The 21,960-nt window shown below is 73.3% G+C and carries 19 protein-coding genes and 1 pseudogene; 10 read left to right on the forward strand and 10 right to left on the reverse strand.

Annotated features, from left to right (window positions below; translation table 11 throughout):
- Nucleotides 1-31 precede the first annotated feature (31 nt).
- The gene (locus AB0D45_RS21395) at nt 32-208 is read right to left on the reverse strand and encodes a hypothetical protein (RefSeq protein WP_362461348.1); all 177 of its coding nucleotides are present in this window, start codon (nt 206-208) and stop codon (nt 32-34) included.
- A 294-nt stretch (nt 209-502) separates the two neighbouring features.
- Between AB0D45_RS21395 and AB0D45_RS21400 the strand changes: the two genes are divergently transcribed.
- Nucleotides 503-2,104 (forward strand): TROVE domain-containing protein, encoded by a 1,602-nt coding sequence (locus AB0D45_RS21400; RefSeq protein WP_362461351.1) that lies wholly within the window; start codon nt 503-505, stop codon nt 2,102-2,104.
- A 68-nt stretch (nt 2,105-2,172) separates the two neighbouring features.
- Here the strand turns inward: AB0D45_RS21400 and AB0D45_RS21405 are convergent, their stop codons facing one another.
- Nucleotides 2,173-2,439 (reverse strand): DUF6225 family protein, encoded by a 267-nt coding sequence (locus tag AB0D45_RS21405; protein ID WP_361610938.1) that lies wholly within the window; start codon nt 2,437-2,439, stop codon nt 2,173-2,175.
- A gap of 467 nt (nt 2,440-2,906) precedes the next feature.
- On the opposite strand from AB0D45_RS21405, the gene AB0D45_RS21410 reads away from it, so the two are divergent.
- The 6 genes and pseudogenes from AB0D45_RS21410 (at nt 2,907) to AB0D45_RS21435 (ending at nt 7,203) form a co-directional block, all read left to right on the forward strand.
- Entirely contained in the window at nt 2,907-3,920 is a 1,014-nt protein-coding gene (locus AB0D45_RS21410; protein WP_362461354.1) for a helix-turn-helix domain-containing protein, read from the forward strand.
- A 151-nt stretch (nt 3,921-4,071) separates the two neighbouring features.
- Complete coding sequence (locus AB0D45_RS21415; RefSeq protein WP_362461357.1) at nt 4,072-4,830, forward strand: MBL fold metallo-hydrolase; 759 nt, start codon at nt 4,072-4,074, stop codon at nt 4,828-4,830.
- A 262-nt stretch (nt 4,831-5,092) separates the two neighbouring features.
- Nucleotides 5,093-5,467, forward strand: a complete 375-nt coding sequence (locus tag AB0D45_RS21420; RefSeq protein WP_362461360.1) for a hypothetical protein — start codon at nt 5,093-5,095, stop codon at nt 5,465-5,467.
- Between the two features lie 174 nt (nt 5,468-5,641).
- Nucleotides 5,642-5,989, forward strand: a complete 348-nt coding sequence (locus AB0D45_RS21425) for a metalloregulator ArsR/SmtB family transcription factor (protein WP_362461396.1) — start codon at nt 5,642-5,644, stop codon at nt 5,987-5,989.
- Nucleotides 5,990-6,209: 220 nt separating this feature from the next.
- A pseudogene (locus AB0D45_RS21430) lies at nt 6,210-6,653 on the forward strand (matrixin family metalloprotease); the annotation flags it as partial.
- A gap of 1 nt (nt 6,654) precedes the next feature.
- A complete protein-coding gene (locus AB0D45_RS21435; protein ID WP_362461363.1) occupies nt 6,655-7,203 on the forward strand; it encodes a hypothetical protein in 549 nt (182 codons plus the stop codon).
- Between the two features lie 69 nt (nt 7,204-7,272).
- Here the strand turns inward: AB0D45_RS21435 and AB0D45_RS21440 are convergent, their stop codons facing one another.
- Nucleotides 7,273-7,815, reverse strand: coding sequence for an AAA family ATPase (locus tag AB0D45_RS21440; protein ID WP_362461366.1), 543 nt, complete (start codon nt 7,813-7,815; stop codon nt 7,273-7,275).
- A 198-nt stretch (nt 7,816-8,013) separates the two neighbouring features.
- On the opposite strand from AB0D45_RS21440, the gene AB0D45_RS21445 reads away from it, so the two are divergent.
- Nucleotides 8,014-8,562 (forward strand): hypothetical protein, encoded by a 549-nt coding sequence (locus AB0D45_RS21445; protein ID WP_362461368.1) that lies wholly within the window; start codon nt 8,014-8,016, stop codon nt 8,560-8,562.
- 131 nt (nt 8,563-8,693) lie between these two features.
- Nucleotides 8,694-9,347: a hypothetical protein gene (locus tag AB0D45_RS21450; RefSeq protein ID WP_362461371.1), complete on the forward strand. Its 654-nt coding sequence runs from the start codon at nt 8,694-8,696 to the stop codon at nt 9,345-9,347.
- Between the two features lie 131 nt (nt 9,348-9,478).
- On the opposite strand, the gene AB0D45_RS21455 is transcribed toward AB0D45_RS21450, so the two are convergent.
- From AB0D45_RS21455 to AB0D45_RS21475, 5 genes are all read right to left on the reverse strand, one after another.
- On the reverse strand, nt 9,479-10,222 hold the full coding sequence (locus AB0D45_RS21455; protein ID WP_362461374.1) for a restriction endonuclease: 744 nt from the start codon (nt 10,220-10,222) through the stop codon (nt 9,479-9,481).
- A 43-nt stretch (nt 10,223-10,265) separates the two neighbouring features.
- Complete coding sequence (locus tag AB0D45_RS21460) at nt 10,266-10,475, reverse strand: hypothetical protein (protein ID WP_361596727.1); 210 nt, start codon at nt 10,473-10,475, stop codon at nt 10,266-10,268.
- 515 nt (nt 10,476-10,990) lie between these two features.
- Nucleotides 10,991-11,398: an XRE family transcriptional regulator gene (locus AB0D45_RS21465; protein ID WP_361596724.1), complete on the reverse strand. Its 408-nt coding sequence runs from the start codon at nt 11,396-11,398 to the stop codon at nt 10,991-10,993.
- Nucleotides 11,399-12,116: 718 nt separating this feature from the next.
- Nucleotides 12,117-12,812 carry an RES domain-containing protein gene (locus AB0D45_RS21470; RefSeq protein WP_361596721.1) on the reverse strand — a complete coding sequence of 232 codons (696 nt, stop codon included), beginning with the start codon at nt 12,810-12,812 and terminating at the stop codon, nt 12,117-12,119.
- 291 nt (nt 12,813-13,103) lie between these two features.
- Nucleotides 13,104-18,806: a hypothetical protein gene (locus tag AB0D45_RS21475; protein WP_362461378.1), complete on the reverse strand. Its 5,703-nt coding sequence runs from the start codon at nt 18,804-18,806 to the stop codon at nt 13,104-13,106.
- A 20-nt stretch (nt 18,807-18,826) separates the two neighbouring features.
- Between AB0D45_RS21475 and AB0D45_RS21480 the strand changes: the two genes are divergently transcribed.
- A complete protein-coding gene (locus AB0D45_RS21480; RefSeq protein WP_362461381.1) occupies nt 18,827-20,317 on the forward strand; it encodes a hypothetical protein in 1,491 nt (496 codons plus the stop codon).
- Between the two features lie 28 nt (nt 20,318-20,345).
- Here AB0D45_RS21480 and AB0D45_RS21485 read toward each other — a convergent pair whose 3' ends face one another.
- Together AB0D45_RS21485 and AB0D45_RS21490 are read right to left on the reverse strand one after the other, a co-directional pair.
- Entirely contained in the window at nt 20,346-21,182 is an 837-nt protein-coding gene (locus tag AB0D45_RS21485) for an alpha/beta hydrolase (protein WP_362461384.1), read from the reverse strand.
- Nucleotides 21,179-21,772 (reverse strand): TetR/AcrR family transcriptional regulator, encoded by a 594-nt coding sequence (locus AB0D45_RS21490; RefSeq protein WP_362461387.1) that lies wholly within the window; start codon nt 21,770-21,772, stop codon nt 21,179-21,181. Before AB0D45_RS21490 ends, AB0D45_RS21485 begins: the two co-directional genes overlap by 4 nt.
- Between the last annotated feature and the right edge of the window lie 188 nt (nt 21,773-21,960).

The raw sequence follows: 21,960 nt of genomic DNA on the forward strand, positions 1-21,960 counted from the left end.
CGACTTTTGTCCGCGGACAAAAGTCGGGCCGTCACCATAGGTACCCCGCGCCGGGCCGACCGCCGAGGACCGGTGATTCCTGGGCCGCCACCGTCGCGCTGATCACCTTGGTCACCCGCTCGACGCGCCGGGCCTCCTGTTCGGCGATCCGCCGCTCCACGGCCTCTCGCACCGGCCGGTCCGCTTCCTCCAGAGGCTTCCGATCCACCGGAGCGGGCCCCCGACTTTTGTCCGCGGACAAAAGTCGGGGCCGTCGCGAGCCCGCGTTAATCGTTGGTCTGCGGCCCGGGGCCCTTGTACGTTGGCAGGGCGACCGCGCCTCCGATGCGCTCGGCTGCGGCTACTTCCTCTGACAACCAAGTGACGCCGCCGCCTTTCTTGATCTCGGCAGGCGCGGGCGTTCGCCCCGGAGGGACCTCCCGACCGGGGCCGCCCCATCCATTGAATCCGGGGGGATTCGCTGCCTCGTCACACCCCACGCGTCTCCAAGGTCTGGTCCGAGATGCTCGTGGCCCCGCACGTCTCGGCGGCCGCCCGCTCCCTCTCCCCTCCCCCGCTCCGCCACGGCACCACCCCGCCCGGCTTGCGCACCTACGAAGGCGGCCCGGCCTTCGTCCGGGAGCCCCGCGAGGAGCTCTTCCTCCTCGCGGTCGGCAACTTCGTCTCCCAGCGGACCTTCTACGAGAGCGGTGAGGAGCGGGACGGCCGCTACGCCCGGCTCGTCGGCGAACTCGCCGTCCAGGACCCCGTGTGGACGGCCGGGCTGCTGCGGTGGCTCCGCGGCGAGGGCAACATGCGTACGGCGTCCCTCGTGGGCGCCGCCGCGTACGTACGGGCGCGACGGAAGGCCGGGGTGTCCGCAGGCCCCTCCAATCGCTCCGTGATCGACTCGGTGCTCCAGCGCGCCGACGAACCGAGCGAGCTGCTCGCCCACTGGATCTCGGCGTACGGGCGGAACGTGCCGCAGCCCGTGAAGCGCGGCATCGCCGACGGCGTACGCCGGCTGTACACGTCCCGGTCCCTGCTCAAGTACGACACCGCGTCCCAGGGCTTCCGTTTCGGCGACGTGCTCAACCTGGTACACGCCTCCCCCGACCCGGAGAAGCCCTGGCAGGGCGCGCTCTTCCGGTACGCCCTGGACCGCCGCCACCACCCGGAGCAGGCGGTACCGCCTGCGTCCGACCCGCTCCTGACCGCGCACCGGGCGCTGATGGAGACGGCTGCGGACGACCGGCGGGCGGTGGTGACGGGGCCGGGCGGCTCCGAGCGGCTGGCCGCGGCCGGCATGACCTGGGAAGCCGTGGCCGGCTGGCTCCACGGCCCGATGGACGCCGCCGTCTGGGAAGCCGTGATTCCCGCGATGGGACCGATGGCGCTCCTGCGGAACCTGCGGAACTTCGACGAGGCGGGAGTCTCGGACGAGGTCGCGGCCCGGGTCGCGACACGCCTCTCGGACGCCGCCGAGGTCCGCCGGTCCCGGCAGTTCCCCTTCCGCTACCTCGCGGCCCACCAGCACGCGCCGTCACCGCGCTGGGCGACGCCGCTGGAACGGGCCCTCGGCCACTCCCTGGCCAACGTACCGGCCCTGCCCGGCCGCACCCTGATCCTGGTGGACCGGTCCGACTCCATGTTCTGGGACACCGTCTCCGAACGGTCCCGGCTGACCCGGGCGGACGCGGCGGCCGTCTTCGGCACGGCGCTGGCCATGCGTGCCGAACAGGCGGACCTGGTGGAGTTCGGCTGGAGCAGCCGACGGGTGCGGTTCGAGCCGGGGGAGTCGGTGCTGGAGGTGCTGAAGCGGTTCCAGTGTCTTGGAGGCACGCGCACCACGGAGGCAGTGCGGGCGCACTACCGGCAGCACGACCGGGTACTGATCGTCACCGACGAGCAGGCCGCCCCGTTCGGCCCCCGCCAGCCGGCCGAACCGGTCCCGGCCGGCATCCCGGTCTACACCTGGAACCTCGCGGGCTACCGACCCGCCCACGGGCCCGCGGGCCCCCACCGCCACACCTTCGGCGGCCTCACGGACGCCGCGTTCCGGATGGTCGGCCTCATCGAAGCCGGCCGCGAGGCCGCCTGGCCGTGGACCGCCGAGCCCAGCTGATCCGGAAGGACGGCCGTGGCCTCAGGATGATGCGAAGGCCGTGGCGGTGCTCGCGGACCGGCTCGAGGTCATTCCATGTCCAGGTAGTAGAGCCCGGCCTTGGCGTCGGCGAAGAGGGTGAACTCGACCTGCGGCACGCCGGACGCCTCGCCGTCGCCGGGGTCGACTTCGACGGGCTCGGCGCCCACGAGGACGAACTCGTCGTACTCGTCGAAGTCCCCCGGAGCGCCGGCGACGCCGATGCTGATGGGGGTGTCGTCAGGGACGTCGGCGAGGGCGGAGCGCAGCTGCCGTGCGGTCCACACCGCAGGAGTGTGATCGAACCTGTCTTCCATGAGCCGAGCGTAGTGACGGCTCCTCATCCGCCGGAACATGCCACGCCGGATGCCGCGCGGTGACGGACTTTTGTCCGCGGACAAAAGTCGGGCCCGCGGGCGGACCTTTGTCCGCGGACAAAAGACGGGGGCCGTGTGCCGTTGGGGGCGGACCTTTGTCCGCGGACAAAAGTCGAGGCGCCCTAGGCCGCGAGCGGCCCTTGTCCGCGAGCAAGAGTCGGGGACCGTGGGCGGACCTTTGTCCGCGGACAAAGGTCGACGGCCGTGGGCGTCGGGCCGGAAACCTTGTCCGCGGACAAAGGTTGCTGCCGCGGGCGGACCCCGTGTCCACGGGCAGGAGCCGGCGTCCGCCCCCCGACTTTTGTCCGCGGACAAAAGTCGGGGGGCGTGCCGTGCTCCCGCCGCATGACCGGATCTGACAGAACCTGGTCATTGCGGCCACCGCGACGGGCCGAGAGGATCGGCACATGCTCCCACCGCACAGGGTCGTCATCGCCGCCTTCCCCGGCGTCGAACTGCTCGACATCACGGGCCCCGCCGAGGTGTTCTCGGTCGCCACGCGCGTCGCCGGCACCGGCACCGGCACCGGCACCGGCACCGGCACCGGCACCGGCAGGCCCGGCTACGCCGTCCAGATCGCGACCGCCGACGGCGGCCCGGTCACCACCTCCAGCGGAGTCCGGCTGACCGCCGACCTGACGCTGGACGAGGTGCACGGCAACGTGGACACCTTGCTCGTATCGGGTGCCATCCACGTGGACGGCCACGGTGTCGAGCCGGTGCTCGACAAGCGGATCTTCGACTGGCTCCGGGAAGCCGTGCCGGGGATCCCCCGGACCGGCTCCATCTGCGCGGGCGCGCACCTGCTCGCCGCGGCGGGTCTGCTGGACGGCCTGACCACCACGACCCACTGGCTCACGGCCGCACGGCTGGCCGCCGACCACCCCCGCGTCACCGTCGATCCCGACCCGATCTTCATCCGGGCCGGCCGGCTGTGGACCTGTGCGGGTATCACGTCCGGGATGGACATGGCGCTGGCGATGGTCACCGAGGACCACGGCAGCGAGCTCGCCCTGGCCACCGCCCGCGTCATGGTCATGTACGTGAAGCGCGCGGGCGGCCAGAGCCAGTTCAGCGTCCCGCTGGCGGTGCCGGCCGAAAGCGGCGACCGGATCGACGAGCTGCGCGTGTGGATGGGGGAGCACCTCACCGAAGACCTGTCCGCGGACGCGCTCGCCGCACGGCTGCACCTGAGCGTGCGCCACTTCTCCCGGCTGTTCCGCCGGCGCACCGGCACCACCCCCGCCGCGTACGTCGAGTCCGCCCGGCTGGAGTCCGCCCGCCAGCTGCTCCAGGACAGCGAACTCGGCCTGCCGGACATCGCCGCCCTCAGCGGACTCGGCTCCGTCGAGAGCCTGCACCGTTCCTTCCGGCGCCGCCTCGGAACCACCCCCGCCGCCTACCGGCGCCGCTTCCGCTAGGCCGTACCTCTTCGGACCCCACCTGGCGGCACGACCCGGCCGGCCCCACCTTCCCGCCCCACCTTCCCGTACCGCCCGCGCACAGCCGCCCGGCGGAACCCGGTCATGCCCGCACCAGTGGCACACCACGACACACACCAGGGAGAAAGCAGTGTCCCCCACCAAAGTCATCCCGATCCCCGTCATGGGCCGACACAACATCAACGCGTACCTGCTGCTGGGCCGCCGCCCCGTCATCGTCGACGCGGGTACCCCCGGCAGCGGCCGACGGATCTACGAGCAGGTCGCGGCGCACGGTGTGGACCCGGCGGACATATCGCTGATCGTCATCACCCACGGCCACATCGACCACTTCGGATCGGCGGCCGAACTGCACCGCCTGACGGGGGCCCCGGTGGCGGGACACAGCGCCGACCTCGAGCCCTTCCGCAGCGGCCGGGCCCGCGAACCGTACCTGCCCACCGGCCCGATGGGCCGGCTCATGGCCAGGAACAAGAACCTGCACATGAAGGTCGAGGCCTTCGAGCCCGACGTACTCGTACGGGGCGAGACGGACCTGGAGGACTTCGGGATCGCGGCGCGGATCATGCCCACTCCCGGCCACACGCCCGGCTCGATCTCCGTCCTCACCGACCAAGGAGACCTCGTCGCCGGCGATCTGGTCGCCAACTCCTTCTTCGGCCTCCTCCCGGGAAGACCGGCCAACCCTCCGTTCCACGACGACCCGCTGGGCAACCTGGCCAGTCTGCGCACGATGCTGGCCCTCAACCCCTCCCGCCTCCACGTCGGCCACGGCACCCCGCTGGAGCCCGAACGGGTCCGGCGCTGGGCGGCCCGGGAGCACAAGCGGCTGTCCCGACGGGAAGCAGCCGGACGCCTCTCCACCCGCTCGGAACGCAGCACGGTCTGACCGGGCACGGGGCCGGTCGGCGGCCCGACTTTTGTCCGCGGACAAAAGTCGGGCCGCCGACCGCGGACACCTCACGCGCCTGAGAGGCCCACCACGGACGCCGCCGTGCAGCAGGAGCAGGCACGGCGGATCGGCGCAGCCGAGGGACGGGTCGAGATCGCGCCAAATCCGGTGAACCCGCCGTACGGCGCCGCGCGATCGGTAGCGTCCGATGCGGAAGATCCGTGCCGGGCACGGCACATGACACCGACGGAGGACAGCCATGGCGAACGTGGAAGTGTCGCTCAAGGAAGCGATGACCTCGATCGAAGGGGCCCTGGGCGTAGCGCTGGTGGACTACGCCAGCGGGATGGCCCTGGGCACGCTCGGCGGGGGCAAGGACCTGGACCTGATGGTGGCGGCCGCCGGGAACACCGACGTCATCCGGGCCAAGCTGCGCACGATGGAGATGCTCGGGATCCAGGACGAGATCGAGGACGTCCTGATCACGCTCGGCAGCCAGTACCACCTGATCCGGATCCGGCGCAGCCGCTCCGGCGGCGGTCTCTTCCTCTACCTGGTCCTGGACCGCGGCAGGTCGAACCTGGCGATGGCCCGCCACCAGCTCAGCCGTATCGAAGCCGATCTGGAGGTGTAGTCGCGGTGTCCGCCGGGCCCGCGCATGCCCATGAGTTGAAGAGTTCTTCAACTCGGAACATGTAAATCTGGTCAACATCGGTTCCGCGTGGGCCGGCGGGACGCGACGATGGGCGGGGTGGTGATCCCCACCCGGCCCGGAGTCCGTCCGAGGAGGAGCAGGAGCGTCGTGGGAATGCAGGTCCCGCTGTACCAGGTCAAGGCGGAGTTCTTCCGGATGCTCGGTCACCCGGTCCGCATCCGCGTACTGGAGCTGCTCCAGGACGGCCCGATGCCCGTACGGGACCTGCTGGCCCAGATCGACGTCGAGGCCTCCAACCTCTCGCAACAGCTCGGCGTCCTGCGTCGCTCCGGCATCGTCGTCTCCACCCGGGAGGGCTCGACCGTCACCTACGCCCTCGCCGGTGGTGACGTCGCCGACCTGCTGCGCGCCGCGCGCAGGATCCTCACGGAGATGCTGGCCGGCCGCAACGCCCTGATCGCCGAGCTGAACGAGTCCGACCCCGCCCCGGCCGGCCCGTAGCCCCTCCCTCCCGCGTCCCGTCCGCCCCCGGCTCCAGGTCCGGCCGGCTCCGCCGCGCTGAAACGATCGTCCTCGGCTCCGGCTGCTCTACCGTTGATGGGATGCGCAACCTCGCAGCGGGCCTCGCGGCCTTCGCCACCGTGCTGCTCGTCGCCCCGGCCCGGCACGCGCCGCCACCGCGGCGCCGTGCCTCGCGAAGTCCGGCCACGACGCGACCGAGACCCGGGGGGACAGCTCGGTCGACGAGGGCGAGATCCGGTGGACCGCCGGGACGAAGTACAAGGCGGAGTACCGGCACGCGAACCGGGCCTGGTCGTACTCCGGCGCCAAGATCAAGATCGCGCCGGACTCCGCGACGACCGTCAACGACCTGCACTACGAGGACTTCTCCGACGGCCGGAACCCCGCGGCCGGACAGTGGGCCCGCCACCCCGGCCCCGCGGCGACGGACGTGATCCGCTTCAACAAGGCCCGGATGGACACCTACGACGCCGCCACCCGCCGGATGGTAGCCGCCCACGAGCTCGGACACGCGCTCGGGCTCTGCCACAAGTCGGACAGCGGCAAGAGCGCCGTGCAGTCCGTGATGTGGCCCGAAGCCGCCCCGTACCCCGACGTGCCGACCGCCGTCGACAAGGCCAACTACAAGAAGCTGTGGGGCTGATGTGATCGTCAGAGCATGGGTCGGCGGATGTCTCGCGGCCGGCGCCCTCGCCGCCGCGGCGGCCTGGTCCACCCTCGGCGCCCACGAAACCCGGCCCGTGCACTCCGTGTGCGGCCCGGACCTGAGCCGCGACGACGTCGTCGCGGCGAAGTCCAAGGGCGTGGCCGTGGTCGAGGCCGTCGAGAACACCCGCTACCGGGAGGACGGCGGAAGCGCCTACCTGACCACCCGCGTGAAGACCCTGGAGGCCTTCAAAGGACGGTTCGGCGACGTCCTGCACATCACCCAGGGCGTGAAGAACGGCGGCACCCCGGGCCGCTACGCCACGGAGGACCCCGACCGGTACGCCGTCCTCGAACCCGGTCGCCGGTACGTCGTCGCGGTCCAGTCGGGCTCGACGACGGGCTCCGCGGGCACCGAGGCGTGGGCCTGGTACGCCCAGCCGGCGCAGCGGGGCATCGCCGGGGAACGGGACCACTGGCAGCAGGCCCTGGCCGGCGACGCCGAGGACGCGGAGACCACGGGCTGCGAGGACGTCCACGCGGGGTGAGCCGCCGAAGCGTCTCGGCCCGGTACCGGCGTCCATCCTCGCCCCGAATCGCCCCTGAGCGGCGAGAACCTACCCGGAGGCGCCCAGCCATCCGGTAGCGCCCACGACCTCGCGCGCTATGTCGACCACAGCACGCCCGTCGGTCGCCACCCGCACCGTGTCCAGGGGCGCCTGCTCATCCAGGATCCGTGCCTTGCGGGCGCTGCCCTCCACCTCCTGCTCCAGCTCCGAGCCCAGTTCCCGACCGGTCAGCCGCTCACGAGCGGTGGTATCGGATGCGGTGAGCACCACCCGTACGATCCTGACGTCCGCGCCCATGGCGCGCCGGAACATCCCCTCGTTCTCAGCCAGAACGCTCACCGTGTGCGTGTAGATCAGACGGCGGTAGCCGAGCTCGGCGTAGTTCGACCAGAGCGCCGCCAGATTGCGTTCAGCGATCTTCCTGCGGCGCGGGTCCCCCTCCGGAGCTGGATGGGCCTGCCCCATGAAGTCGCCTTCGATCACACAGTGGGCAACCGTCGCAGCACGCAGACGTGCTGAGACCTCCCACCCCACCGTCGTCTTGCCGACGCCGGCGCGCCCTCCTATGAGCAATACCTCTGCTTGATCCATAACCGCACCCTGCCACGGAACGGCGAGTAGGAGGTCGGGGGACACCCAGACTGTGGGTTGGCATGCACACCTCTGAGAGGATGATCGCTCGAACGTAGAGGTGCGGGTCGTGGCGGGTGTCGCCCCGGCCCGGGGAAAGGCGAGTTGGGAATGCGTACGTGGACGCGCGCTGCTTCGGCGGCGATGGGGGCTGTGACCGTGGCCGCCCTTCTGACCGGGTGCAATGGTCTGGGGGCGGCGAAGGGCAGCGGCTCGCCGTCGCAGCGCACCGGCGCGGCAGCCAAGAAGGCGTACCGCCTCGGCGAGGCCGGCCCGGTGCAGGAGAGCCAGAAGACGACGTCGAAGGACGCCAAGTACACCGTGACACCGCTGGAGGTGCACACCGGCACCGAGGCGGACATGGAGAACTCCGGCCTGGAGAAGGACGAGAAGGACGGCCCGCAGATCCCCGTCTTCGTCTGGTCGACGCTCACCCACAAGAGCGGCACGCCCATGGAGCTCGGCGACATGGACGGCGGCCTGATGATCAGGACGGAGGCGGGCCTGAGGACCCGTGCCCTGATCGTCATGATGGGCACCGCGAAGTGGCCCAACTGCCCGCCGACGCAGAGCACCAAGACCCTCGGCCCGGGCCAGTCGGAGAAGATCTGCACCGCGTTCCTCATCCCGGCCGGGCAGAAGCCGGCCGCGGTCGAGGTCTTCCAGGGCTTCAACGCCGAACCGGCGCAGTGGCCGCTCGGCGCCTGATCCCGGCAGGGGCTGCTCACCATGCCTGACCTGTTCGCCGCCGGCGGCTTCCGGGTGACCGACGCTTCCTTCGGCCACGATCCGTCCCCACGGGCACGGGCGTGACCAGTTTCCTGACCCACCGAGCGCGTGTGCACGATGGCCGCCTCCCTCTGCTCCGCCGGCACAGCGCGCTGCGGATCTGCATCACCCACTTCGCGCCGTACGGCTTCCGGGCGACGTACCACCACCTCACGCTCAGCGCCGCGATCCCCCGGCGGCTGGAGGCGGACCCTGACGCGCTGGTGCGGGCGGTGGAGGAACTCCACGAAGCGCGGGTGCTGTGGCTCGCGAGGGCGGAGGAGTACACCGCGCAACGCCGAGCGGAGAAGCGGGCTGGGCGGCGGGCCGCACCGGACCCGCGGCCGTGGTGGGTGTGGCGCGGGTGGGACGGCCAGGACCCGGACCGCTTCTGGTACTACGACCCGTTTCGCCATCCGTCGCTGCGGCTGTCCGAGTACGTCCGCCGGCAGAACGCGCTTCTGGACGGTGTCGAGCTGCCCGGCTGCCCGGCTTGCGGGGATGGGGGACCGCGGGTGCTGAGCTCGACCGGGCACGGCTGGATCGAGCTGTGCGGTGGGTGCGCGTGGGTGCTGGCGCCCTGTCCGTGCGGGCGGCGGCACCGGGTCGTGCCGCAGATCCCGTTCAGCTGGAACGAAATCTGGCAGCGGGCGCACATGAACGACGACGGCACGCCGAACCCACGTTGGCCTGACGGATATGAGTGGCACCGGCACGTCCCGTGATCGCTAGCCTCGCCGGTTGTGAAAAGGCGCCACCAGAAGAGTTCTCCGGGGAGCAGGAGCCCTCCCGACGCCATGAGCCGTACGGCCTCAGCACAGCCGGCGCCACCGCCGGGGTTTCGGCTGCCGGCCGTCTACTCGCGCGGTGATGGCGTGTTTCCCGCCGCCGGGGGGAGGGCCCGTAAGAGGTCCCACAAGGGGCGGGAGCCGGCGGCCCATTCGGCCAGGAGGTGGCGGTCCACCAGGTGGAGCCGCTGGGACTTCGCGAAGTGGGCGGCGTCGGCGGTGATGCGTCCGTTGGTGAGCATGACCAGGACGTCGCCCCGGTGGACCTGCCTGCCGGTGCCGTTGAGGACGTGGAGGTCAGGGGTACCGACGGGCCTTCCCGACCAGCCGTCCTTGCGGTGCTTGCACTGGATGACCCAGCGGCGCCCGAACGGGTCCGTGGCCTTGACGTCGGCACCGTTGTCGCCGCGACCGCCAACCTGCCGCGCGTCCGCACAGCCGTCGCGGCGCATCAGGTCCCGTACCGCGAACTCGAACGCCCGGTGGTGCAGGCCGTCGAGCTGCCCGAGGGCGTAACCCAGGCCGCGGGCCCGGACCCGCTCCCACCGCGCGGCCTCCTTGCGGCGCCAGGCCCAGGCCGCTGCCGCAGCGGCAGCGGCCAGGAGGAAGGCGGTGACGGTCCCGGGATGGGCTGCCAGCCACCGCAGAACGGCGCTCGCCAGGCCGAGCAGGACCACGGCAGAGAGGACGAGGAGAGCCGGCTGCTCCAGGCCCCGGTTCCCACGCCGCCGGGACCGGCGAACGGACCGGCGAACGGCCCGCCGGACGGACCGGCGAACGGCCCGCCGGACGGGCCGGCGGCGGCCGCTCATCGGCCCCTGCCCGGAGCGGCTTCCCGCAGACGGCCGGAGCCGGTCACTGGCCGGCCTGGGAGGCGGTGGTGACGAGCTGGCCGAGGACACGCGCGATGCCCTGGCCGAGGTCGGTGGGGGCCAGGATGATGCCCAGGGCCAGAACGATGACCACGGTCATCTTCTCGTCGCGCCGGCTCCGCGCTTCGGTGCGGCGGCGCAGCCGAAAGACAACGATGACCGCCAGCAGTACCGCCACGTTGATCGTGAGCACGTGCCCAGCCCCCCGTCCCAGCGCTCCCGGGGCGGCAGAGCGAAGTGTCCGGCCCCTTGCCCTTGTGTAGCCCGAAGGCGGCGAGCGCGTGGCCGAACTGGGGGGAAATGGCGTCAATGCTATGGGTTGGCCGGTTTCAGAGTCCTCTGCCCCGGGACGTACGGCCCCGCGCCCAGCAGCCGGGGGCCCGGCCGTCGGCCGGGCGCCGTGCACGCGTACTGGCTATCGGGGCAGCCCGCCCGGTGTGGCCGCAGCGGTGGCTGGGGCCGAGGGGTTCGGCGCCTGGGTGGCACCGCCACCCCCGCCGCCGAGCACGGCCAGGATGGGGAACAGCAGCAGCAAGCCCCCGCCGCCAGCGGTCGCAGCCGTTGGGATTCCGATGGGCCGGCAATGGGGACGTACGTAGGTGCCGTCCTTGCGGTAGTGCCCTCGAACATGCGCCACGGGTCCATCCCTTGACGAGTGGGGGAGGAATACGAGGGACGGCCGCGCGGCCGCAACGCCGTTCCCGTCCTTCAGCCGCCGTCGACGTAGGCGCGGGCCGCCACCATCACGTCGCGCATCCGGCCGTCGGCGATGCACTGCGCCGGAGCCTCGTCCTCCAGCTGCGGGTTCATTCCGATCATCCACGCACGAGCCGTGTAGAGGCTTTCGGCGTCCTGAATGAGCTGGAAGACCTGCAGGGCAGCACGCAGCCGCTCCTCGGACTCGTGCCGGGGCGTGGTGTCGCCCGACGCCCATTTGCCGACCTGCTTCGCATCGCTGATGTTGGCGATCCGCGCGGTCAGGCGCTGCCCCAGGTTGTCCTGGAGGAAGCGGGCGATCTCGCTGATGTGCATGCGCACGGTGGTGACGTGCGCCCGCTCGGCGCTGGCGGCGCTCTTCGCGAGGGCGACAGGGGGCATGGAGGTGTCAGAAGGCATGGTCGGGTCTCCCTCGTTGCCCTGGACTGCGCGCCCGTCCGGTGGCGGGTCGCGTGTTCAGGCGACGGGTGTAGGTGTGCCCGCCGGACCCGGCTGTCGCGCACTGCCGCGAGGGCAGGCGGAAGGGGACGCTCGGTCTCGGCGAGCTGCGAACGCTTCGTGGTGCGTTCCCGTCCCGCCGGGAAGCGTGTCACCGGGGCGGGCGGGGGTGGGGCGTGCCGGCTAGCGGACACCGCTCAGCATCGACGTATTCCGGTCCGCGGGGATCCGGCACGGGGATGGCGGGGGAGACCTGGGAGCGCGGCGCATGGGACGGGCGGCGGTGGCGCGACGACGTACGGCGCGATGACGCACGGCCCGAGGCCGACGGGTAAGAACGCCCGGACGGCGCAACCGGTGTTGGTCATGAGATCCCCCACATGCTCCAAGTTGGTCGATGTAGTGGTTAGGTTACCCATTATCACCTCCCAACTCCACCGCTTAGGCAGAATCCGCCGCGTTGTCGACGGAGTGTCAACTGACCTGTTTCAACTGTCACTTACCCCCTGACCTGCCCGGACACCACCGGCTGGGGGGAACGGTCGGTGGCTCGGGGCGGGCAGGGGACGAGTTGTTTTCGTCCTTTCGGACCACGTGGGAGGGGTGATTTTCCGGTGGGTTTCCAGGTGGGCTTCCAGGGGGTTTCCGGTCCGGGCGCAAGCGGGGCCCAGCCCTCCGCTCACAACATCGTCAGGCCGTACTCCTCGGCCACCCGCCGCAGCGCCTCCGACTCGGGGAAGATCAGGCTGTTCTCCTCCTGCTTCAGCTCCACGTCGTTGAAGACGGCCCAGCACTGGCGCATCCCGAAGCGGGACCGGTAGGCGATCCCGTGGATGAGGCGCTCCTGCTCCGTCGGGCCGGTGCGCCGGGTGATGGCCCACGCCGAAACCAGCCGGGTGATCCGCCGGTTGAAGCCCTGGACGTGCTCCGTGGTGAGCCTGTCCACCCCCTGCTCCGCCAGCTCGTCCTTGAGTTCGCGGGAGAGCGTCTCGAGGGTCCGCTCGTCGTCCACGTCGAGGAAGCGGGCCTCCCGGGGAGGCCGCAGGCGGACCAGGATGTGGCGCGTGGTCCAGTCGCGCGGGATCTTGCCGGGGGTGATGTAGTACGGCTCCTTCCAGTCGTCCCCGATGACCTCCCGCATCCGGGGGTGCACGCGGAAGGGGGCTAACGCCTCCGCGAAACACCCGTCGTGTTCGGAGGCGCAGTACAGGGTTCCGTAGCTGACCAGGCTCCAGCGGTTTCCGCCCGTGCGGGACGCGTCCTCCTGGCTGATCTGTTCGTACGTGACCGGGTTCTTGGCCTTTCCCAGGCGCCAGACGCCCTGCTCCGGTGCGGGGACGAGGACGACGTCCAGCTGTGCGGTGTCCCGGTTCATGCGGCCGCTCTCCTTGCTCCGGCCGCCCCCGCGCGGGGCTCGGGCCGGTGATGCTCGTGGCTCGTGCGGCGGCCGGGCCGGCGGGGCGGCCCGGCCGCGGGGAGAGCCGGTCTCGTGACGGTGGTGCCCATGAGGGGCGTTCATGAGCCGTCGGCGCGCGCCGTGCGGCGTACTACTGATCCGTGACACATGCCGAACGATCATTTTCATGCTCGGCCACGACCGAAGCGACCGGGTTGCGGTGGCCACCGGGGGCGCACGAGGGAACGCGGGGGGCGCATGCGGAGGTGATCAGGCTCCGCCCGCCCCGCACCGGCCGAGGTCGATCTCCACCGCGGCGGCCCCCGCGTCCCCGGCGAAGGAGAGCACGACGCGCCCGCCGGCCGAAGCCGGGTGCGCGGCGAGGGCGCGTACGGGGCTGCCCGCCGCGAGCAGCAGCCGGCACCGCCCGGTCGCGGCGTCCCAGACCCGGATGGTCCCGTCGGCCGCGCCGGAGGCGACGAAGCTGCCGTGGCCCTCCGCGTTCCACAGCGCCAGGGCGTGCACCGCCGCCGTGTGCCCGGTCAGCGGCTCGCCCAGCGGGCGGCGCTCGCGCAGGTCCCACAGCCGCACCGTGCCCGTGTCGCCGCCGCTGGCCAGATGCGGCGGAACACCGCCCAGCGGGCGGGGGTTGAGGGCGACGGCGTGCAGCAGGCCCTGGTCGCAGCGCAGGGGCGCGCCCAGCGCGGCACCGCGTTCCGCATCCCACAGCCGTACGGTCCCGTCGGAGCCGGCCGAGGCGAACCACTCCCCGCCGCCTTCGCACGAGGCGGCCGCCACCGCCAGGACGCGCAGGCCGTGACCGGTCCACTCCCGCAACGGACCCGGGCGGTCCAGATCCCACAGCCGGACCGTCTCGTCGTCCCCGCCGCTCAGCAGCAGGTGCCGCCCGTCCGCCGTGGTGCAGGCGGCCAGGGCGCGCACGGGCAGGAAATGCCCCTCCAGGACGTCCGGCAACGCCTGCCGGGTGCCCACGTCCCACAGCCGGATGCCGTGGTCGTCACAGCCGGCCGACACCAGGACGCCGCCCTCCCTGCGGTGGGCCCAGGCCAACGCGGACACCGGCCGGCCGGTGTCGAGCCGGGCGACCGCCGCCCCCGTGGCGATGTCCCGGACCTCGATGTCGCCGCGGCCGCCGCTGAGCGCGAACCAGGACGGGCCGTTCGGCTGACCCGGCCCCGGCAGGAGCAGCGCCCCGCCCGTCGGCGCCGGCTCGGCGGGCGTCCGGGCGGTGGCCAGCGCCCGCTCCAGGACCTCCCGGTTCCACAGGCGCAGCGTGCCGTCGGTGGAAGCGGAGGCGAGGAGCCCCGCCTCGGGGGAGGCCAGCGCCGTCACGGCGGCGGTGTGCCCGCCGAGCAGCGCCGGCGGCTCCTTCGCGGCGGTGTCCCACCGGGAGACGTCCCATACGGCGATCCAGCTGCCCGCCCCGGCCGCGAGGAGGTGGCGTTCCCCGAGGGTGAGGGCGGCCAGGCTGCCCACCGCGCCGCCGGCGCCGGTGAGGGTGGCGCGCTGTCCGGCCGGGCCCCAGACGGTGACGCAGCCGTCCGCGTGGCCGGCCGCGACCGTCCCGGGCCGCGTGGTCGCCGCCAGCACCCGTACGTCGCCCGGGAATTCGAAGCGCGCCACCTCCGCCGCGGCCGCGGGATCCCGGAACACCAGCGACGCCCCGTCGGCGATCGCCAGCAGCGGCCGTCCGGGCGGGTCCTCCAACGCCGCCAGCGCGGTGGTCGCCGTACGCGGCGTGTCCCCCGGCAGGGTCAGCAGGTCCTGCGGGCCCATCCGCTCGTTCCACCACACCACCGTCCCGTCCCCGTTGACGCAGACCACCGCGAGCTCGTGCCCGCTGTCGCGGTACGCGCACACGTCGGCGATCCACCTCCCGCCGGGCCGGTACACCTGGTCGACGAGGCGGCCGGTCGCGGGGTCCCACAGGCGCAGGGTGCCGTCCGTGCTGCCGGACACGAGCAGCGGGGACTGGGCGGGGCGCGGCGCGAGGAGCAGGTGGCGTACGGATCCCGCATGGGCGCCGATCCGCTCGCGGACGGCCGTGCCGTCGAGCGCGTCGATCAGTTCGATGCCGCCGTCGTCGTCGCCCGCGGCGAGGGCGGGACGCCCGTCGGGCCCCGGCACCGCGGTCAGGGAGCGCACCGCGGTGTCGAGGGCGGCCAGGACGTTGACGGGCGGGGCCCACCGGGACCACAGCACGGCCAGCGGACCCGCCCCGTCCTCGGGGGTGCGCGGGCGCGGCAGGCCGGGGTGGCGCAGCGCCGTGTACGCCAGCTGCAGGCTGGCCAGGCGCGAGGGGTGGTCCGCCCGGTGCAGGTACGGCTCCACCGCCGCCCACGCCTCCAGCCAGAGCCGGCCCTCCCGGCCCCGGCCGGGGCCCAGCAGGCCGCGGACCGGGCTGCCGGTCAGCCACGGCAGGACACCCGGCGGCACGTGCGCGTCGTCCAGCACGCCGCCCAGGCGGGCGTGGCGCGCGAGGTACCGGCGCACGTAGGGATGCGGGGCGGTGGCACCGGAACTCCCGTCGGTACCGCCGGTGTGCGGCGCCGCCAACTCGGCCAACGCCCGAGCGATCCGGGCATGCACGCCGACATCCCCATCGCCGGCGGGGCCGCCTCCGCGGCTGTCCGCGTAGCTGTCCCCGTGGTCGTCGGTGCGGTTGTCCGTGCTGCCGTCCGCGTAGCCATCACGGTGGTCGTCGGTGCTGGCGTCCTCGTGCTCGTCGGTGGGGTTGTCCGTGCTGCCGCCGGCGTAGCCGCCCTCGCGGCTGTTCCCGCAGCCGTCCGCACTGCCGTCCCTGTGGCCGTGTGCGCAGCCGTCAGCGCGGGCGGCGGCGTAACCGTCCCCGCAGCTGTCCGCGCTGCCGTCCCTGTGGCCGTGTGCGCAGCCGTCAGCGCGGGCGGCGGCGTAACCGTCCCCGCAGCTGTCCGCGCTGCCGTCTCCACAGCTGTCACTGCGGCCGGGCGCACAGCTATCCATGCTGTCGGCCCAACTGTCCCCGCAGCCGTCGGCGTAGCTCTCCCTGCGGCTGCCCGCGCTGCCGTCCCTGGGGCTGTCGGTCCAGCTGTCACTACAGCTGTTGGTGCGGCCGTCGGCGTAGCCGTCCTTGCGGCTGTCCGCCCTACCGTCCGCACTGCCGTCCCCGCCGCTGTTGGCGCTACCGTCTCCGCAGCCGTCCCTGCGGCCGGGCGCACAGCTGTCCCTGCTGCCGTCCGCGCGGCTGTCACCGGTGCTGTCCCCGCTGCCGCCACCGCGGCTGTCGACGCTGCCGTCTCTGCAGCTGTCCCTGCGGCTGTCTGTGCAGTTGTCTCCGCTGCCGTCCCCGCAGCTGTCGGCCCAGCTGTCCCCACAGCTGTCGGCGCGGCCGTCGGCGTAGCCGTCCCTGCGGCTGTCACTGCGACCGGGCGTGCAGGTGTCCCTGCTGCCGTCCGCGCCGCCGTCCCCGCGGCTGTCCGCGCTGCCGTCTCCGCGGCTGTCGGTCCAGCTGTCCCCGCAGGCGTCGGCGCCGTCCGAGGCGCCGTCCGCACTGCCGTCCGCGCTGCCGCCACTGCGGCTGTCGGCCCAGCTGTCACCGCAGCCGTCGGGGCCCTCCGCGTTGCCGCGCCCGTGGCCGTCGGCGTAGCCGTGTGCGGAGTCTTCCCCGCCGTCGTGCCCCGGTGCGCGGGCCGCGTCCGTAGGGCCGGTCCCGCTGGTTCCTCCAGCCCCAGGACCACCATCGGCAGGCTCATCCTGACCATCCGTCATTTCCGTCCCCCCACCAGGCTCCGCCCCGCCCCCAGGCCAGGCGCGCAGGACAGCGGCCAGCCGCTCGTGCGCCGGCCGGTACACCCGCTGGTCCTCTTCCACGTCACGGGTGAGATACCCAGCCAGGCGCCCTTCCAGCAGCACCCGGATCTTCGCGTCGGCGTCCTCGACGGGAGACCCCCGGACCGCGGACGCCACAGCCGGCCACACCTCGCCCCAGGCGATGCCGCGCCCCTGCGCGAACGCCGTCGCGCGCAGCAGCGCCAGCGCCTCGTCCGCCCCCAGGCCGTCCTCCGCCGACCTCGCCAGGTCGTCCTTCAGCAGTCCCGCCGTACCCTCCGCCCCCAGCCGCGCGAGCCAGTCGGCGTCCGCCGCCAGCCGCGGCCCCGCGGCGCGCAGCTGCCCGGCCGCCACGCGGGCGTCGAGGAAGGACCGCCCCACCGCCCCGGCCACCGCCCGCGACACCCCGGCCAGGTCGTGCCCCGCCCAGGCGGACTCCCCGTCCAGGAGGGCCCGTACGTACCCCTCGACGTCCGCGCCCATGTCCTCGTCGTCGGTACGCAGCACGGCCGCGCCGGGCAGCGCCTCCTGCAGCTGCCCCAGCAGGTCCTGCCCCTCGCCGGCGCCGTCGCTGCTGCGGACGGCGACGACCAGCCGTACCCCGCGCCGCACAGGAGACCGCACGGCGGACGGCACGGCACCCGACAGGTGCCCCGCCAGCGGCACCAGCACCTGGTGCAGCGCCGCCGCCGGGTCGGTCGCCTCGTCCAGGGAGTCGACGACGACCGTCACCATGGGGCCGGGCGAGCTGAGGTACCGGCGCAGCCCCAGCTGCCAGCGGCTCAGCTGGTCCCGGCCCGACGGGTCCGGGGCCACGCCCAGCTTCTGCGCGACGGCCTTCAGCAGCCCGAGCGGCTCCCGGTGGTGCGCGGTGACCGCGATGGTCACGGCGCCCCGGTCCGGGACGGTCTCCGGCGGGCAGTGGCCGACGGCGGCCGCGAACAGGGCCGACGCCCTGAACGTCGGGTCGCTCAAGGTCACCGCGCGGCCCAGGATCGCCGACTTGCCGCTCGCGGTGATGCCGGTGACCACCAGGATTCCTGGCGGGCCCGTCAGGAAGGAGACCACCGAGGCGTTCAGGCGCCTGCGGCCCGAGAAGTACCAGCCGGTGTCCTCGGCGCCGGTGCGGCCGCTGGCCTTCTCCAGCCAGTACCCCAGGTCCTCCAGGGACGCCGCCACCTCCTGCCGGCTCTCCTCCACCGCTGCCCGCTCCGGCCGGAAGCCCGGGTTCGGCAGGGCCGGGGTCGGAACGTGCAGCTTGCCGCCCATCAGCGGACGGCAGTCGAGGGACAGGCTCCGGCCGAGTTCCGCGCCGACCGCCTGCGCCGCCTGGTACAGGGCGCGGCTGAACTCGTCCATCGTCAGGTGGCGGCGGGTGATCCCGCCGGCCGTACGCAGCCACTCGTGCGCCCGGCGCAGGACGAGCGCGAACTCCCCGCCCCTCACCTGCATCTTGGGCGCCGCGGTGGTCAGCACGTTCAGCGTGGCGTGCGTGGTGCGCGCGGTGTCCAGGTCCCGGGTGAGTTCCAGCAGCTCCCCGGCCATGTCGGCGGACTCGCACATGTTCACGATCACCAGGACGTCCCGGGCGTGCGAGTCGAGCGCTGCGATCACGATCTCCGTCGTACGCAGCCCCGTGGCCAGGAGCCGGTGGGTGTCGGTGTCCCGCAGCACCGCGAAGTGCTTGGCCGCGGCCGAGGTGAGGCCGTGCCCCGTCACGTACAGCACCAGCGGAACGTCCGGCTCCGCGTCCCTGATCCCCGACGTCGCGAGGAAGCGCTCGACGTCATGACGGCCGGCCACCGGCTCGCCGAGCGCGATCCTCACGAAGCCGGGCCCGTGCGGGGGCGGCCGCTCCCACCACAGGGACACCGCCTCCAACTGGGCGCCGAGGGCCTGGCGCAGCGCCTCCGTCCCGTCCTCCATCGGCAGCACGAACAGGCTGCCGCCGGGCGGGGCGACCACCACGGGCGGCGCGAGCACACCAGGCGGCGCGGCCACCACCGCCACCTCCGCCACCACAGGCGGCGCAGGCACCACCACCGGCGCAGCCGCCTCCGCCACCGGCGCGGCTTGCGCCACCGCCGGCGGTGCGGCCGCCTCCACCGCGTCGGCTAAGCCGATCTCGCCCCGCTGCCCGTCCACCCTCCCTATTCTTCACTCCCATGAACGAGCACCGGCACCGGCACCAGCCCCAGCATCCCCTCCCCGCCGACGAGTTACCCGACCACGTCACCCAGGACGCGGTGGTCGTCGTACCGGGCATCATGGGCAGCACCCTGCGCGACACGGCCACCGGCAGGCACCTCTGGGGCATCGGCGGCGTCTCCTGGCTGCTGAAGGCCTGGACCACGCCCTCGGGCCTGAAGTCCCTGGCCGTGACCGAGGACGAGCTGGCGGGCAAGACCGGCCGGATCGAGGCGACGGGCCTGCTGAAGCACTCCGCCTGGACCCCCTACCTCGCCGGCAGCGAGCCGTACACCGACCTGGTCGACACGATCCGCACCAGCGTCGCCGACGACGCCGCGATCCTGGAGTTCCCCTACGACTGGCGCCTGCCCGTCGCCGCCAACGGCCGCCTCCTGGCCGACGCCGCCCGCCTCCACCTGACCGCGTGGCGCCGCCACCCGGCCCACGCCCGGGCCCGCCGCCACCGCACCGACCAGCGGGAGGGACGGCTCGTCTTCGTCGCCCACTCCATGGGCGGGCTCGTCACCCGCGCGGCGCTCGACCCCGGCTACGACAGCGACCTCCAGGCCGACACCCGGGGCGTCATCACCCTCGGCACCCCCTTCCAGGGCTCGGTCAAGGCCGCCGTCATCCTCGCCACCGGCCGGGGCGCCCCCGTACCGCTGCCGCACCGCAAACTCCGGGCGATCTGCGCCACCATGCCCGGTCTGCACGACCTCCTGCCGCAGTACCGCAGCCTGCGCGCGGGGGACGACGTACGCCACCTCACCCCGGGCGACGTCGCCGCCATCGGCGGCAGCGCGGAACTGGCACGGGACGCGGCCCGCTTCCACCACGGCCAGCGGAACATCACCCTGCCCGGGCACCGTTCGGTCGTCGGCGTCAACCAGCCGACCTGGCAGAGCCTGACCATCAGCGGCGGCACGGTGGAGGCGCACCTCGACGGCGCGCGGCAGAACTCCGACGGCACGTTCATCCGCGACCGGCACGACCGCGTCCGGTACTTCCGGGTCCACGGCGACGGCACCGTCTACAAGGAGTCGGCGGTCCTCACCGACGTCGTCACCCACCTCCCGCTCCAGCACGGCGACGTCGCCAAGGCGCAGACCGCGCTGGAGGCCGTCACCGAGATCGTCCGCGACGACATCAACCCCGGCCCGCCGCAGGGCGAAGCCGGCTGCGGTCTGAGCGCCCCCGACCTGGTCGAGGCGGGCCGGCCGTGGAAGCTCCGCCTGACCGACGTCGACACCCTGAGCGGCCTGACCTGCCACCTCACCGACCTCGAAGCCCCCGCCCGCCCCACCCCCCTCACCCTGGCCTGGGAGGACGGCACCGCCACGGCGACGGCGACCGCCCCGGCCCCCGGCCTCTACCGCATCGACGTCCGCACCCCGGACGGCTTCGACATCACCCAGCTGGTCATGTCGGCCGGTCCGGGGGAGCCGGTGGGGGAGGCGGAGGCCTGAGCCCGGGGGAGGGGGTCCCGGATCCGGTCTACGCGCGGAACGCCTTCCGCAGGAGCTCGCCGAACCCGGCGGGGTGCGTGGTCGATCCCGTGTGCCCGCCGGGGAAGTGAAGGAGTTCCGTACCGAGGCGCTCGGCCAGGAGGGCGGCCGGCCGGTACGGCAGTTCGCCGACCGAGTCCCGGCCGCCGGCGAGCACGAGCCGGTCCGACAGCGCCTCCAGGCGGCGGATGTCCGGGGCGTAGGACATGAAGCCGGGCACGATGCGGCCGAGGAAGTACGGCAGGTTGGCCATCGTCCGCTCGGCCCGGGCGGCCGCCTGGGGCGGAAGCTCGACCCCGGCCTCCGGCCCGGCGGTGTCGCCGTCCCCCCTCAGACCGGCGGCGAACACGGCCATCGCCGGCATGAGCCCCTCGGTCTGGAACGTCTCCTGCACCCGGGCGAGGAGTGCACGGTGTTCGGGGGCGTCCGGAAGGACCTCCACCAGCGGCGGTTCGTGGGCCACGAGCCGTTCCACCCGGTCGGGAGAGGTGGTGAGCAGGTGCAGGGCCGCGATCGCGCCGGAGCTGGCGCCGAACACCCGGGCGGGCGCATCGGGCGACAGCAGGTCCAGGAGCCGCAGCGCGTCGTCCGCGTGCTCGGCCACGCGCTGCTCGGCCGCGGGGTCGTCCAGTGTGCTGCCGGACATGCCGCGCGGGTCGTAGGTCGCGACGGTGTGGTCGGCGGCGAGGCCGTCGGCGATGCCGTCGAAGGAGGCCGCGCCGCCCGCCCCTCCGGGGACCAGCAGCAGGAGCGGGCCGCGGCCGCGGACTTCGTAGTGCAGGGTGGCGCCGTTCACGCGCAGGCTGCCGGTGCTCGGGGCGGTCATGCGGAGTCTCCTTCTCGGGACGGGGGCCAGTGCTCCAGGAGGGCGTGCAGGGCGTCGAGGGCGCGGACCCAGGAGTGCTGCGGCGAACGCTCGTGCCCGAACCCGCCCGCGGCCTCCAGGGCCACGAACCCGTGGAACGTGCTGCGCAACAACCGGACCGCGTCGGTCAGGTCGGGCTCGGCGAGCCCGTAGCCGCGCAGCACGCCGTACGTCAGCTCGACCGCGCGCCGGGGCCCGGGCGCCTGCCCGGCCAGCACCGGGTCGATCCGGACCGGTGCCTGGGTCGCCGCGTAACGGCCCGGATGGCGGTGGGCGTATTCCCGCCAGGCGTCGGCGAACGCGACCAGGGCGTCCCTGCCCGCCCGCCCGGCGGTGGCCTCCGCGATCAGGATGGTCTTCTCGTCCGCCGCGAGCAGCGCGATCCGCCCGCGCAGATCCTCCAGGCTGCGGACGTGGCCGTAGAGGCTCGCGTCCTTCACACCGAGCCGCCGCGCCACCTGCGACATGGTCACCTGCTCGAACCCGACCTCGTCGGCCAGTTCGGCCCCCGCGACCGTCACCCGCTCAACCGTCAACCCTGCCCGCCCCATGCGCCCTCCACCGTTCCTAGGGCTCCTAGTTATAACCTAGGGCCCCTAGGCAAACAAGCGGCGACCGGGCGGCTCACCGTTCGCAGACGCGCGGGCGCCGCCAGCGAGTCAGGGTTTCGCCGCGGCGGCGGCCCGGGTGATGAGCCGGGCCGCCGCCGACGGGTGATAGGCCGCGGAGTAGAAGCGCC

It is taken from the genome of Streptomyces sp. NPDC048352, assembly GCF_040651895.1.
Classification (GTDB): domain Bacteria; phylum Actinomycetota; class Actinomycetes; order Streptomycetales; family Streptomycetaceae; genus Streptomyces.